Raw genomic sequence first — 14,051 nt, 5'->3', positions numbered from 1 at the left:
CAAGGTCTTTTCTTTTTCTTTTTATTTTATTTAACAGCTACTTATGAACCTGAAACAATGATTGTAAAATCACTCTTTACGCAATAAGTTCTGATGGGGTCGTAGACGAATTGAGAATGTTTTACTTCAGGAATCTTCTTCTTTAACGAATTTACAAACTCACCCGTAACCGCTGCATTATGTCCGATAACTTGAGAATGCGGCAAGTGTGCTCTACCTATACAATTAACTTCGTAGCCGTTTTCTTTAAGCTCTTCTTTTATTCGCATTGCTTCTGCTTCTTTGTCAAATGAATACATAATACCTGCTACCAGCTGTTTATCTTCATAAGAAGCTTTGTGCCTGTATATCATTCTATCTACAACTTCTTGAGTTTTTTCAGGGTCTAAAATCCAATAACTTATATACCCTTTTTTATTTGGAGCACCCGGTAGAGTTGCAACCTCAATGCTATCCAAATCGATACCACGCATTAGAGCAGCATATTGAGATAACTGATACAAATTCATATCGGTTTTTATGTAAGAATTTGCTATTTTTAAAGCTTCCGGAATCTTCGTAATGGCTTCGGGTGTTTGCAATTTTTCCATTAACGCTTTCAAGAACCATTGCTGTCTTGAAGTCCTTCCGATATCGCCGAGTCCGTCTTTTCTGTAACGAAGATATCCTTCAACATCTTTGCCGTATAAAACATGAACACCCTTGTTCAAGTTGATATGCAATCCGCCTGCATTGTCGTTATAATACATATCTTTTTCAATATAAATAGGAACTCCACCTATTGTATCAACAAGTTTACGAACTCCGGCAGTGCTAATAACAATATAGTTATCAATTCTTACGCCCAAAGTATCTTCTATAGTTTTTTTAGTCGTCTCAACTCCACCCAAAGCATGTGCGGCGTTAATTTTTTGCACACCATGCCCGTTTGCGACATAGACCTTGCTATCTCTAGGAATTGATATTGCATTGACACTATGAGTATGAGGGTCTATATTAAACAACAATATTGTATCTGAGCGAGTACCTTTAAAAGGATCACTGTTTTCACCGTTTGAATCAACGCCCAATACCAAAATATTTTGTTTTCTGTTTAAAAATTGCAAATTGAAATTTTTAGAATCTGAAGGTAAGTATTTTTGGACAAATGCCATCAAAGACTCTTTCAACGCCATAGCTTCTTCTGAATCATTTGTAAATACATAATACAAAAAAGCACTCACTGACATCACCACTGATATCAACACGAGTACCATTATCGTCTTGCCGAAATTATCTTTTGGCTTTTTCCTCGTTTCGTTATAATTCAAAAAAGCATTATACTGATCTTCTTTATTTCTAAGTTCTTTCATATGTTTCTAGCTCTCTACTCTCGTTATATTTATAAATAATATTAATTTAATAATAATATTTTACTTCAAAAAATATTATTACAAATAGTAGCAATGAATTATTTTACAGAAATTTTGCAATTGAAGTTAAATTAATTTTGAGTTATGGTTGAAAGTGTGTATTGATACGATTCTAAGGGACGAAGAATGAAAGACTCTAAGTTAATAATTAAACAAGCAGAAGATAAAGTTTTTAATCAATTTAAAATTGTTGATGAAATTAAAGAAATTAATCAAGAAAAAGTCTTAAAAGCTTTCATAAAAAATAAAGTCGGAGCAGAACATTTCGCATCAGTGTCAGGCTATGGTCACGATGATATGGGGCGTGATGTCTTAGATAGAGTATTTGCAGATGTTTTCAAGGCAGAAAAAGCAATGGCTCGCCCTCAATTTGTATCAGGAACTCACACGCTTGCTTGCTGTCTGTTCGGCAATTTAAGACATGGCGACAAACTCATTTCCGTAGCCGGTGCTCCTTATGACACAATGGAAGAAGTTATCGGAAAAAGAGGTGATAAAAAATCCTCTCTAATTGGGCATGGCGTTCTTTATGATGAAGTACCGCTAAAAGACGGCATTGACATAGATTTTGAAGGCATTGACAAGGCTATTGATAAAAACACAACAATGATTCTTATCCAACGTTCAAGAGGTTACTCTCAAAGACGCTCTTTGAGCATTGAAACAATTAAAAAAATTGTCGAAATAACAAAAAAGAATAATCCTAATTGCATTTGTTTTGTAGACAACTGCTACGGCGAGTTTGTCGAAGCCTTAGAACCACTTGAAGTAGGAGCAGACTTGATTGCAGGGTCATTAATTAAAAACCCCGGTGGTGGACTTGTAGAAGCAGGTGGCTATGTTGCAGGGAAAAAAGAATATGTTGACCAAACCGCATACCGACTTACAGCACCAGGCATTGGAACAGAAGGGGGTGCCATGTACAACCAATCAAGATTGATGTTCCAAGGTCTTTTTATGGCACCGTCAATTGTTGCAGAATCAGTTAAAGGGGCAATATTAGCTTCTCAAGTTTTTGAAGATATAGGCTTTAATTCAACGCCGCTCCCGACAGAACACAGAACAGACATAATCCAAACAATAAAATTTGGTGAAGAAAAACCACTTTTAGCTTTTTGTAAAACGCTTCAATCATTATCTCCGGTGGAATCATATTTAACCCCAATTCCTGATGAAGTCCCCGGGTATGATAACAAATTAATCATGGCAGGTGGCTCTTTTATTGAAGGCTCCACAATTGAACTTTCAGCTGACGGCCCTGTTCGTCCGCCTTACGCTGCTTATATGCAAGGCGGGCTAAATTACGCCCATGTAAAAATTGCAATCCGTGGCATTTTAGACGAACTTGCAAAACATGAAAAAGAATAAAGTTATATTCTATTCAATGTTTTAGTATCAAAGAATAAAAATTTATTTGAGTCTGCTTTCAACGTTATATCCCCGGAAACATCTGTCATTGGAGGCATTTTAGCACAACATTTTTTGCCGTTTGCTATGAAATACACAACTCTTTCACTACCTAACATCTCCGAGATATCAACAGGTGCTTTAAACTCGCAATTAGGAACATATTCTGATAAATTTTCAGCTCTTATTCCAATTAAAACTTCATTATATCCTGACAAAAGATGTTTTTGTTCATCATTCAAATAAATCTTAACCCCATTGATTTCAACAGCACCCTCAATAATTTCAGAAGGAATAAAATTCATAGCAGGAGAACCTAAAAAGCCACCCACGAAAGTATTTGCCGGTAGATTGTAAATCTTATCAGGAGTATCAACTTGTTGAATAATTCCCTTATCAATAACAGCGATTCTATCGCCCATCGTAAGAGCTTCCGTTTGGTCATGGGTTACATATATAAACGTTGTTTGGAGTTTTTGATGTAATTTTTTGATTTCAGCTCTCATTTGAACCCTTAATTTTGCATCAAGATTAGATAACGGCTCATCCATTAAAAATACCTTTGGTTCACGCACGATAGCTCTGCCCAAAGCAACTCTTTGCCTTTGTCCGCCGGATAATTGCTTAGGCTTTCTATCCAACAATTCATCTAAATCTAATGAACCGGCAACTTTCAAAACTTTTTCTTTAATTTCATCTTTTTTATATCCACGCATTTTTAACGGAAATGCAATATTTTCAAATACGGTCATGTGAGGATACAACGCATAACTCTGGAAAACAAAAGCTATATCTCTATCTTTTGGGTGAATATTATTTACACATTTATCCTCGATAAAGATTTCACCGTCTGTTATATTTTCAAGCCCTGCAATCATTCGCAAAAGGGTAGATTTGCCGCACCCTGATGAGCCGACAAGCACCAAAAATTCTTTATCTTCAATCGACAAACTAACTTTATTTATAACCTTTTTGTCGCTATTATCGTATATTTTTGATACATTTTTTAATTCAACTTTTGCCATTTTATACTATTCTTTCTTAGCAAACTTGAGAGTCATTTTTTTCTGCATCGTCTAAATACTCAAGTTGCACAGGATTTTTTTCTACTGGAATAATTATAGAATAAACAGACTCTTTTAAAAGCTCAGAATCAACCCAAATTAATCCTTTTAATTGTTTAACAAATTCTTTTGTTATTCCCAATAAAAGTCCTCTCAACAAATGCTTTTTAGCATTTTTATCAATTTGTATATATGGATCAAAAATGTCTTTCATTTCATCTTTCGAAATACCGGAACCAGTATCTCGGACTTGTATCAATAAAAATTCATTTTTTTCTGAATCAGTAGGAACTTTTATTCCTTTTTCAATAAAATATTCAAATTCTGGATTTGCAAGTTTTACCTTAACGCCACCCAAATCGCAAGAAAGAACAGCATTTTCTAACAGATTAAGCAAAATAGTTTTGACAACAGTTTCATCAGAATAACAATTTTTTCTCGTCAGTTCTTCTGTATCCAAATCTATTGAAAGTCTTTTTTCGTCAAGCTTTGCCTTAACTTCATTTATCGCAATGCTTGCAGTATTGGTAATATCAAAGTTTTTAAAACTTATTTCATACAAATCGGCTTCGATTTGGGACAAATTTATAACTTTATCTAAAAGTTGAAGCAACTCGGATGAGTTTTTGTGTATAATTTTCAAATATTTTTCTTGTTTGTCATTAATATCGCCCCCCAAACCTTCTAAAATAGCTTGAGAAAAGCCGATAATAGAATGCAAAGGTGAGGTTAAATTGTTAGACATTTTGTGCAAAAATTCATTTTTATTATATTTAACTTTTTCGTCTTCTTCAATTTTTCGCTCAAGGGATTTGACCATTTTATGATTTGACGTCACATCTAAAATAACAACCAAATATTTATCTTCGTCGGGCAATTTTTCTGATTTAATCTCAACGTATTTTTCATCGCCTTTTTTTGATTTCAAAAAGAAAATTCGTTTAAGCTGTTTTTCCTCGTTTAATTTTATATCCTCATTCGGGAAAAAATCGTACAAACTTGTTATTTCTGACACTTCAGCTCCACACAAAAACAAAGCCGCAGGATTGGCGTAAGATACATTACACTCAACATCTGTAATAAAGACAGCCTCGGGACAAAAATCAAGGATTGCAGACTGTTTTGAGAACAATTGTTTAAAAAGACCCATAGAAAATACCTATCTAATCTATCGTCTCTGTTTCCTGTATTTAGTCATACGAAACAGAACACACGAATTCTAGCATATTTTTTATACTTTGTTATCATCTTTTAAGTGTAGAAATAAAAAAAAAGGCGGAGATTTCCGCCCATTAAACCGGTTCGAGTTATATTCACCATCTTTTGTATTATCAATTGAGATAATCTTTAAGATGATAAAACTCTTCCCTTCCTCTCAACTTTTTGATTGCAGTTCCTTCTATTTGCCTAATTCTCTCCTTTGAGAACCCTAATTTTCTCCCTAGCTCCTCTAATGTCTTGGGCTGCATACCATCAAGCCCAAATCTGTTTATTAATATAATACGTTCTTTTTCATTCAACTCATCTAATAGCTTCTTTATATCGTAGCTCAAAAAATATTTTTGAGCCTTAAAATCAGGCGATTTAAAAACCTCATCAGGAATATAATCTTCAAGAACTAAATTGTCCGCAACCGGCGTATCCAAACTTATCGGCTCACGCATCATGGCTTTTTTTATTACGCTGATTTTTTTAGGGGTAAGCTTCATAGCCTTTGCCAGTTCTTCATCTGTAGGCTCTCTGCCGAGTTCACAAGAAAGAGTCAAATTAGCACGTCTTAAAGCTCTTATTTTATCAGCCATGTGAACCGGAATTCTTATTGTGCGTGAATTATTTGCAATAGCCCTGACAATGGTTTGTTTTATCCACCAAGTCGCATAGGTACTGAACTTGAATCCTCTTTTATAGTCAAATCTCTCTGCTGCCCTGATTAACCCCAATGACCCCTCTTGAACCAAATCCATAAAAAGAACGCCCTGACCGACATATTTTTTAGCGATACTAACCACAAGCCTTAGATTAGCTTGTACAAGTTTTTTCTTAGCAACTAAAGCACTTTTTATATCACCTTCTTGAATGGTCTTTCCTAACGTTTTTTCATCTTCGGCTTTTAAAAGACGAACCTTGCCAACATCTTTCAAATACATTTGCAATAAATCGTCTTTGTGAGCAATACTGTTAAATGATACTTCTTCTACATTTTCTTCGTCGTCACTTCCTTTAATAATAAAATCATTCTTCAATGCGTTTGCTGAATATTTGTTTTCATAAGATTCTGCAAAACAAACTCCCATCACTTCTCCACGAATGTTTTTTACACTCATATCAACTACTCTCCTTCGGTTTATAAGTAGTTTGACGAGAATTAATGAGAATTGTTTCTATTTTTAAGTTAATCGCTTTACGTTAGTTAATAATTTTATAAACCAAACTTTGCTTCGGTGGTTTTTCAGCAGTAAACGCAAAAGCTTCCTTTATCAAAGCTTCTGAATCAGGTATCAAAGCTTCATTATTGGCATATATAGTGGCATAAGTTTCACCTTTTTTCACTTCTTCGCCATATTTTTTATCCAAATAAACACCTACAGCATAATCTATAGAATCTGTTTTCTTTTCTCTGCCTGCACCTAATGCCTTAGAGGCTTTTGCAATAGAAAGAGCATCAATATTTTTAACAAATCCTGAATTTTCAGCCTTAAGCTCATACGTATATTTCGCCTGAGGAAGCAAGCTGTAATCGTTGATTACATCAGGATTTCCATATTGAGAAACAATGATTTCTTTTAACTTTTCTAAAGCCTTTCCGCTTTTAATCAACTCTTCAAGATAAGCTTTTCCTTCATGAATTTCCTTGAACATGCCTGTTTTAACAAAGCTTACACCAGCAAGCTCGAAGGTTAATTCTTCCAAGTCTTCAGACATATTACCTTTTAAGAACTCAATTACTTCTTTAATTTCAATTGCGTTACCGACAGCACGCCCCAAAGGTTGATTCATCGAACTTATAACAGCACAAATATTTCTCCCTAAACGCTTACCGACCTCCACCATTATCGTAGAAAGTTTTTCCGCTTCTTCGGGAGTTTTAATAAATGCACCTGAGCCGTATTTAACATCTAAAATAATATGATTTGCACCTGATGCAATTTTTTTAGACACAACAGAAGATGCAATCAAAGGAATAATATCAACGGTTGATGTAACATCTCTCAATGCATACAATTTGCCGTCAGCAGGAGCTAAGGATAAGGTTTGAGAAGCAATAGCCGCCCCAACCTCTTTGACTTTTTTCTTAAAATCATCGATATCTAAATTTGTTTTAAAGCCCGGAATTGAATCCAATTTGTCAATGGTTCCGCCAGTATGTCCCAAACCACGCCCTGACAACTTAGCAGAATGAATACCCGCTGCAGCCACTAAAGGCAAGAACATAACCGTAATTTTGTCACCAACGCCGCCTGTTGAATGTTTATCGATAATATTGTTAGAAATATCAGACAAGTCAAGAATTTCACCTGACTCAACCATATATTTAGTCAAATATGTGGTTTCATCCAAATCCATTCCCTTAAAATATATAGCCATCAACAACGCACTTGTTTGATAATCTTCAATGGTATTATTCATAATTCCATCGATAAAGAACTTAATTTCTTTTTCGGAAAGTGACAGACCTTTTTTCTTTTTTTCAATTAAATCAACTATTTTCATCAGAGACCTCTTTCTTTAGAGCCACAAGAGAAGCGACTCGATAAAACCGCTTCTCTATGTGATTAAAACTATCTATATACTATTTTCTTGGTGCAGAATTCAGATATTGTATAATGTCATTAGAAATATCTATGCCGCCTGTAAAGACAACTCTATAATCAAGAACGACATCATATTTTTTAATTGCGGCAACTGCTTTTGTAGCAGCCATAATGTTTTGATATATTTCATCTTCTTTTTGCATTTTCATCTTCAAAACAGTATCTTCTTTGTCTTTATACTCTTTTTGGATTTTTTCTTCAAAATTTTTCTTTTGAATAGGTGAATCAATAGCCTTGAACTGTTTATCTTTGTCTATAACATATTGTTGAAGCTCAAGAACCTTATTATCAATCTGTTTATAAGAATCTTTTGCGTAAGCATATTCTGATTCGATTTTTTTAAAGTTTGCATAAGCAATAGTATCAGCATTAGCAGCCAAATTAGTAAAGAACAACAATGCTAAAGCTGTAACTGCGAGTTTTAAATTTTTCATTTTTTCCTCCATCATTTGCAAAATAATCTTATCAAATTAAGCAAAGAAATACAAGCTTTTTGCGATACTGTTAATTTAAAATTATCCGTGATAATATTACTCAGTAAGGAGAGTGTATTATGTTAATCATAATGAAGCCATTGGCTAAAGACGAACAAATTGAAAAAGTTATTGCTTTTATCAAGAAAAAAGGGTTTGACGCACATGTTTCTCACGGTGAAATACATACGGTAATCGGAGCTGTCGGGGGGAAAATAATTGACCCGAGAGATATCGAGCTTATTGAAGGCGTTGAAGAAGTAATTAGGATTAGCTCTCCATACAAACTTGTTAGCCGTGTTTTTCAGCAAAACGATACAGTTATAGAAATCAATGGAGTTAAATTCGGAGATAACAATATAGGTGTAATAGCCGGTCCCTGCACGATTGAGACCTACGAGCAAATGGACGCTGTAGCCAAAAAACTTTCATCTTATGGTGTTAAGATATTACGTGGCGGTGCTTTTAAACCAAGAACCTCTCCTTATGCCTTTCAAGGATTGGGAGAAGAAGGGCTTCACATAATAAGAAAAGTCGCTGATAAATATAATATGGCTGTTACATGCGAAGTCATGGAAATATCTCAAATTCCTTTATTCCTTGAATACGTAGATATTTTGCAAGTGGGTGCAAGAAACATGCAAAACTTCAACCTTTTAAGAGAACTCGGAACAATTAACAAACCTGTTATTATAAAAAGAGGTCTTAGTGCAACTATTCAAGAGTGGCTAATGGCAGCAGAATATATTATGGCAGGAGGAAACCGAGAGGTTATTCTTTGCGAAAGAGGTATAAGAACCTACGAAAAAGCGACAAGAAATACCCTCGACCTATCAGCAATACCCGTCGTTAAGAAATTAAGCCACTTGCCTGTAATCGTTGACCCCAGTCACGCTACCGGATTAAGAGATAGCGTGCCTCCAATGAGTAAAGCTTCTGTCGCAGGAGGTTGTGACGGTTTAATAATAGAAGTCCACGACGACCCTGAAAACGCTTTGTGCGATGGAGCTCAATCTTTATTCCCGCAAGGCTTTGAAAAACTCTACAACGAAATAAAACAAATTGCTCCTATAGTCGGCAAAAAAATAATTTAACTAAATACAAAATCTTTATATAAAACAAAGGTCGCTTGAAATTTCAAACGACCTTTTAAATGTTTTTTCAAAACTGTAACTATGCGTTAACTGTTTCTTTAAATTTCTTTCCTGCAGTAAAGATAGGAGCAACTTTAGCAGCAATTTTAATTTGAGCACCGGTTTGAGGATTACGACCAGTTCTTGCAGCTCTTTTTCTTGGTTCAAATGTACCGAAACCAACTAAAGTAACTTTTTTACCTTTAGCCAATGTTTTTTCTACTGTATCCATAAATGCATTGATAACTTCAGCTGCATCTTTTTGAGTAACTTTAGCTTTTTTTGATACTTCTTGTACTAATTCTTCTTTGTTCATGTGGATTAAACCCCTTTCATAATGTGTACAACTCTTATTATATTTGTTTTTTCAAATTATGCAAGAGGTTTTTTTCATATATATGTAGGTTTTCTGGCTTTTTTATTTTTGTTTCATGGTCGGAAAAGCAATAACGTCGCGAATTGTAGGGGAATTAGTAAGCAACATTACAATCCTGTCAATGCCTACACCCAAACCACCTGCAGGAGGCATGCCGTATTCCAAAGCATTAATAAAATCTTCATCAATATCACATGCTTCTTCATCACCTGCTGCTTTTGCTCTTGCTTGTGCTTCAAATCGATTTCTTTGATCAATCGGGTCAGTAAGTTCAGAAAATGCGTTACAAATTTCCCAACCGTTGATACGAGATTCAAATCTTTCAGTCAATCTCGGGTTATCTCTGTGGACTTTTGCCAATGGAGATATATCTCTCGGGTAATCGATAATATGAATAGGTTGAATCAAATGAGGCTCAACTTTTTCTTCAAAAATAGCATCAAGAACTTTTCCCCAGCTATCGCAATCTGAAACATCAATGCCGAGTTCTTCAGCTTTTTCAGAAGCTTCTTCTTTTGTATAATAGTCATTAAAATCGACACCTGTATATTCTTTAATAGCACCAAGCATTGTTTTTCTATCCCAAGGCGGAGTCAAATCGATTTCTTTATCGCCATAAGGAATTTTCATTGTGCCTAAAACATCTTGTGCCACAGAAGAAACAAGATTTTCAACCAACGCCATCATTTCGTTATAGTCAACATATGCTTGATAAAGCTCCATCATAGTAAATTCCGGGTTATGACGAGTATCAATACCTTCGTTTCTAAAACTTCTGTTTATTTCAAAGATTTTTTCAGATATTCCGCCAACAATTAATCTCTTCAAATATAGTTCAGGAGCAATTCTCAAAACCATATCCATATCAAGAGCGTTATGATGAGTAATAAAAGGTTTTGCATTAGCTCCGCTTGCTTGAGGATGAAGCATAGGCGTTTCAACTTCTAAAAAGCCTTGCTTTGTCAAATATTCTCTGAATTTTTGAACAATTAAGCTTCTTTTTTTCAATTTGTCTTTAGAATCTTCGTTCATAATCAAATCCACATATCTTTGGCGATAACGAAGTTCAACATCAGTCAATCCATGAAACTTTTCAGGTAGTGGTTTCAATGCTTTTGATAGCAATTTATAGTCGTTAGCTTTTATGCTCAACTCGCCTCTAGGAGTTCTTCTTACAGTACCGTAGAAGCCAATAACATCGCCGATATCAACGAGTTTTAATGTTTTAAATTTATCTTGCCCCATATTTTCTTTATGACAAAATATTTGGACTTTCCCTGAATCATCCATCAAGTCAATGAACATGCCGGAATTTCTCATTGCCATAATCCTGCCAGCAACAGCGTAAGAGTCTTGAGTATCTTCCCCTGCAGGCAAGTCTTTATATTTTTCTTGCAAAACATGGGCACTTATATTTTTATCAAATGAATACGGATACGGATTTATGCCTTTATCAGCCAAATCTGCTAATTTTTGTATTCTGGTATTTCTGATTCTGTCTGTTTGTTGGGTTGCTGTTTCGTTAGATTCTTGCATTTTTCCTCCAAAATTCATCTTATTGCGTTATAATTTTATCATTAACAAGGAAAATAATATATAATTATCTTATGAGCAACGAATATAATGTAATAATTCCTGAAGCACTTGCAATCTTAGAGCCGAATGAGGAGCTTCTTGAAAAAATAAATTCAAAAACATTTAAGGACAAAATCCTTTTTGAGACAGACTCCGATTTTCATCAAATTAAAGTAATCGAAAATGAAATCGGTCGTTTTTTGCACTACAAAGATACTTATCAAGCAGGTTTTATTGATACTTCTTTTTATAAAGGAAATCTGCCTTATATTAATTATTTTCTTATCCCGTATTTCATGAACCCTGATATCAAGAAAATACTCCTTATCGGTATGGGAACAGGAAAAATCGTCAACGACTTTGAAATAATGTTTGATAAACTCAAAAAAATTGACGTTGTTGATATTGAAGAAAATATTTTGCCTATCGCAAAAGAATATTTTGATTTCAAAGAATCGAAACTTTTTAATTTTCACCTCCAAGACGGACGGATATTTTTACGCAACACAAAAACGAAATACGACCTGATTGTGGTAGATGTCGCAAACAATGACGGAATAGATGCGAGGTTTTTTGAAGACAGTTATTTTGATGAGATAAAAAATGCACTTTCTCCAAAAGGAATTTTCGTCTCCAACTTATGTGCCAGTGCCCAACTTGAACATCCTAAAAACTATTTCTTTAAGGCACTGAAAGAAAAGTTCAACTCGACTTTTCCATATTTTTCTGTCTACAAAGGCAATTATTCTGACGAAGTATATTACAAGAGCTTCTTCAATATTGACAAAAGAGTTATCGACATAACAAACATAATAACTATAGCCGCAAACTCCGATTATTGTTTCACGCCTTCAAAAAAACAAATAGAAAAATTCAAACTTATAAACATCGACATGACGAAATATCTTTCCGACAAGGTCTGAATATATCCAACATTTTAATGATTTACTCAAAGCGAAAACTATTATATAATTCAAATGATAATAGAGTGGCTAATTATATACATAGCAAAGTGAAAACAGGCAAGGAGCTCTTTAATGGATTTTTCCTCAGTTATAGGTTTAATAGGCGGCATAGGCTTGATACTCATGGGGCAAGCTTTAGAAGGCGGAAAAGTTACTGACCTTCTACAAGTTACAGCTGCTATGATTGTATTCGGCGGAACTTTTGGTGCCGTAGTTGTCAGCTTCCCTGTTGAGACTTTAAAAAATGGTGTATTGTTACTCAAAGATGTATTCTTCCAATGCAAAGTCGATTTTGACGAAGTTATTGCCGAAATTTTAAAATTCGCACAAAAAGCAAGAAAAGAAGGCATCATAGCTCTTGAAAAAGAAGCAAAAAACGCATCTGACCCCATTCTTAAACTTGGCTTAGAAGCAGTAAGTGACGGTGCTGACCCTACATTAGTTAAAGAAATGATGGAAAATCAACTCGGGCAGCTTGAAGAAAAAATAAACACTGGTGCTAAAGTCTGGGAATCAGCCGGAGGCTATGCACCGACTTTCGGTATCATCGGTGCCGTAATGGGGTTAATTCAAGTCATGCAAAATCTATCTGACCCCTCTAAATTAGGTGCCGGCATTGCAGTTGCTTTCGTTGCAACTATTTATGGTTTGTTTGCGGCTAACTTGGTTTTCATTCCATCCGGTACGAAAATTAAATCAAAATATGCAAAAGTTTTCTTGAAAAAAGAAATAATTATAGAAGGAGTCTTGGCTATTCAGGCAGGTGAAAGCCCTGCTTTGATTGAACGAAAACTACAAACTTTCTTATTATCTGATGATAAAGAAGGAAAAGAAGATAAATAATGGGAAGAAAAAAACCACCTGAAGAACATGAAAACTTAGAACGCTGGCTCGTTTCATACGGCGACTTCATTACACTTCTTTTTGCTACTTTTGTTGTCTTATACGCATTATCCCAAACAGATGCCGGACAATTCGAAAAGCTAGGTGCCTCTCTTGAAGGTGCCTTCAACCCTTCAATCATTGAAGGCTCTTCGGGTATGATGGACGGTCAAGGCGAATCTCCTATTGATTCGAAATCAGCAGACTCCATAATGGAATCTCTTTTACTGGAATATATTAGCCCAAAATATGAACAAACATCTTTTGAAAAAATTGAAGAAGAAATCCAAAAGCTTATAAACAAAAAAGAATTATCAGGCGTTGAAGCAAAGATTGATGACAGAGGACTTATTATAACCTTATCTGAAAAAGCTCTTCTTTTCCAACCAGGTTCTGCAACAATAAACCCCGAAGCGAAAGTAAAACTAGATAAAATAGGTGCAATAATCGGACAAAAATTCATCTTGCACTTGATAAGAGTGGAAGGCCACACTGACAGTGACCCATTAACTTCTGATGACAAATACCCTTCTAATTGGGAATTGTCTGCAGCAAGAGCCAGCTCTATTATTCGCTATCTAATATTAAGATTTAACTATAAACCAGAATTATTTACAGCTGTAGGATTTGCAGACACAAGACCAAAAGTTCCTAATACAAGTGCAGCAAACAAAGTAAAAAACCGAAGGGTCGACATTGTTGTTTTGAGAAATAAATTCAAAACCGTTGAAAACTCTCAAGACTCTATTATTAAAATGGACAAATCTTCTCAACGTAAAATGAAAGAACAACAACTCAAAACAGTAAACAGCGTTTTGGGTCTTAGCGATGCGGCAAAACAATTAACCAGCGATGAAGCCGATGATAAAAATGTCATCATACTTGATACAGAAAAACAATAACTATAGCATTATCTGTTTTTTTGTATTAAAATTGTTCTCGGTTAGAGTAT

At 34.8% G+C, this 14,051-nt stretch carries 13 protein-coding genes; 5 read left to right on the top strand and 8 right to left on the bottom strand.

Annotation, left to right across the window (positions count from 1 at the left end):
- Nucleotides 1-41: 41 nt before the first annotated feature.
- Nucleotides 42-1,352, bottom strand: a complete 1,311-nt coding sequence (locus PHV37_05025) for an LCP family protein (protein ID MDD3237442.1) — start codon at nucleotides 1,350-1,352, stop codon at nucleotides 42-44.
- Nucleotides 1,353-1,538: 186 nt separating this feature from the next.
- Between PHV37_05025 and PHV37_05020 the strand changes: the two genes are divergently transcribed.
- Nucleotides 1,539-2,780, top strand: coding sequence for a methionine gamma-lyase family protein (locus tag PHV37_05020; protein ID MDD3237441.1), 1,242 nt, complete (start codon nucleotides 1,539-1,541; stop codon nucleotides 2,778-2,780).
- A gap of 2 nt (nucleotides 2,781-2,782) precedes the next feature.
- On the opposite strand, the gene ugpC is transcribed toward PHV37_05020, so the two are convergent.
- The 5 genes from ugpC to PHV37_04995 all read right to left on the bottom strand — a co-directional run bounded on the left by ugpC (nucleotide 2,783) and on the right by PHV37_04995 (nucleotide 8,129).
- A complete protein-coding gene (ugpC, locus tag PHV37_05015) occupies nucleotides 2,783-3,844 on the bottom strand; it encodes a sn-glycerol-3-phosphate ABC transporter ATP-binding protein UgpC (GenBank protein MDD3237440.1) in 1,062 nt (353 codons plus the stop codon).
- A 16-nt stretch (nucleotides 3,845-3,860) separates the two neighbouring features.
- Nucleotides 3,861-5,033 (bottom strand): PAS domain-containing sensor histidine kinase, encoded by a 1,173-nt coding sequence (locus tag PHV37_05010; GenBank protein ID MDD3237439.1) that lies wholly within the window; start codon nucleotides 5,031-5,033, stop codon nucleotides 3,861-3,863.
- A gap of 181 nt (nucleotides 5,034-5,214) precedes the next feature.
- Complete coding sequence (locus PHV37_05005; protein ID MDD3237438.1) at nucleotides 5,215-6,207, bottom strand: sigma-70 family RNA polymerase sigma factor; 993 nt, start codon at nucleotides 6,205-6,207, stop codon at nucleotides 5,215-5,217.
- An 82-nt stretch (nucleotides 6,208-6,289) separates the two neighbouring features.
- Nucleotides 6,290-7,594 (bottom strand): thymidine phosphorylase, encoded by a 1,305-nt coding sequence (locus tag PHV37_05000; protein MDD3237437.1) that lies wholly within the window; start codon nucleotides 7,592-7,594, stop codon nucleotides 6,290-6,292.
- A 79-nt stretch (nucleotides 7,595-7,673) separates the two neighbouring features.
- Nucleotides 7,674-8,129, bottom strand: a complete 456-nt coding sequence (locus PHV37_04995; protein ID MDD3237436.1) for an OmpH family outer membrane protein — start codon at nucleotides 8,127-8,129, stop codon at nucleotides 7,674-7,676.
- 119 nt (nucleotides 8,130-8,248) lie between these two features.
- On the opposite strand from PHV37_04995, the gene aroF reads away from it, so the two are divergent.
- Nucleotides 8,249-9,262: a 3-deoxy-7-phosphoheptulonate synthase gene (gene aroF, locus PHV37_04990; protein ID MDD3237435.1), complete on the top strand. Its 1,014-nt coding sequence runs from the start codon at nucleotides 8,249-8,251 to the stop codon at nucleotides 9,260-9,262.
- Nucleotides 9,263-9,341: 79 nt separating this feature from the next.
- Here the strand turns inward: aroF and PHV37_04985 are convergent, their stop codons facing one another.
- Nucleotides 9,342-9,617 (bottom strand): HU family DNA-binding protein, encoded by a 276-nt coding sequence (locus PHV37_04985; protein ID MDD3237434.1) that lies wholly within the window; start codon nucleotides 9,615-9,617, stop codon nucleotides 9,342-9,344.
- Between the two features lie 102 nt (nucleotides 9,618-9,719).
- The gene (gene lysS / locus PHV37_04980; GenBank protein ID MDD3237433.1) at nucleotides 9,720-11,213 is read right to left on the bottom strand and encodes a lysine--tRNA ligase; all 1,494 of its coding nucleotides are present in this window, start codon (nucleotides 11,211-11,213) and stop codon (nucleotides 9,720-9,722) included.
- A 71-nt stretch (nucleotides 11,214-11,284) separates the two neighbouring features.
- Between lysS and PHV37_04975 the strand changes: the two genes are divergently transcribed.
- The 3 genes from PHV37_04975 to PHV37_04965 all read left to right on the top strand — a co-directional run bounded on the left by PHV37_04975 (nucleotide 11,285) and on the right by PHV37_04965 (nucleotide 14,001).
- The gene (locus tag PHV37_04975) at nucleotides 11,285-12,175 is read left to right on the top strand and encodes a fused MFS/spermidine synthase (protein ID MDD3237432.1); all 891 of its coding nucleotides are present in this window, start codon (nucleotides 11,285-11,287) and stop codon (nucleotides 12,173-12,175) included.
- Nucleotides 12,176-12,289: 114 nt separating this feature from the next.
- Complete coding sequence (locus PHV37_04970) at nucleotides 12,290-13,060, top strand: flagellar motor protein (protein MDD3237431.1); 771 nt, start codon at nucleotides 12,290-12,292, stop codon at nucleotides 13,058-13,060.
- Nucleotides 13,060-14,001 carry a flagellar motor protein MotB gene (locus PHV37_04965; GenBank protein ID MDD3237430.1) on the top strand — a complete coding sequence of 314 codons (942 nt, stop codon included), beginning with the start codon at nucleotides 13,060-13,062 and terminating at the stop codon, nucleotides 13,999-14,001. Before PHV37_04970 ends, PHV37_04965 begins: the two co-directional genes overlap by 1 nt.
- Nucleotides 14,002-14,051 lie beyond the last annotated feature (50 nt).

Source organism: Candidatus Gastranaerophilales bacterium, assembly GCA_028693235.1.
Taxonomy (GTDB): domain Bacteria; phylum Cyanobacteriota; class Vampirovibrionia; order Gastranaerophilales; family Gastranaerophilaceae; genus JAQUVW01.
Note: the sequence above shows the minus strand (reverse complement) of the source record. Positions and strands in the feature narration are given on the sequence as shown.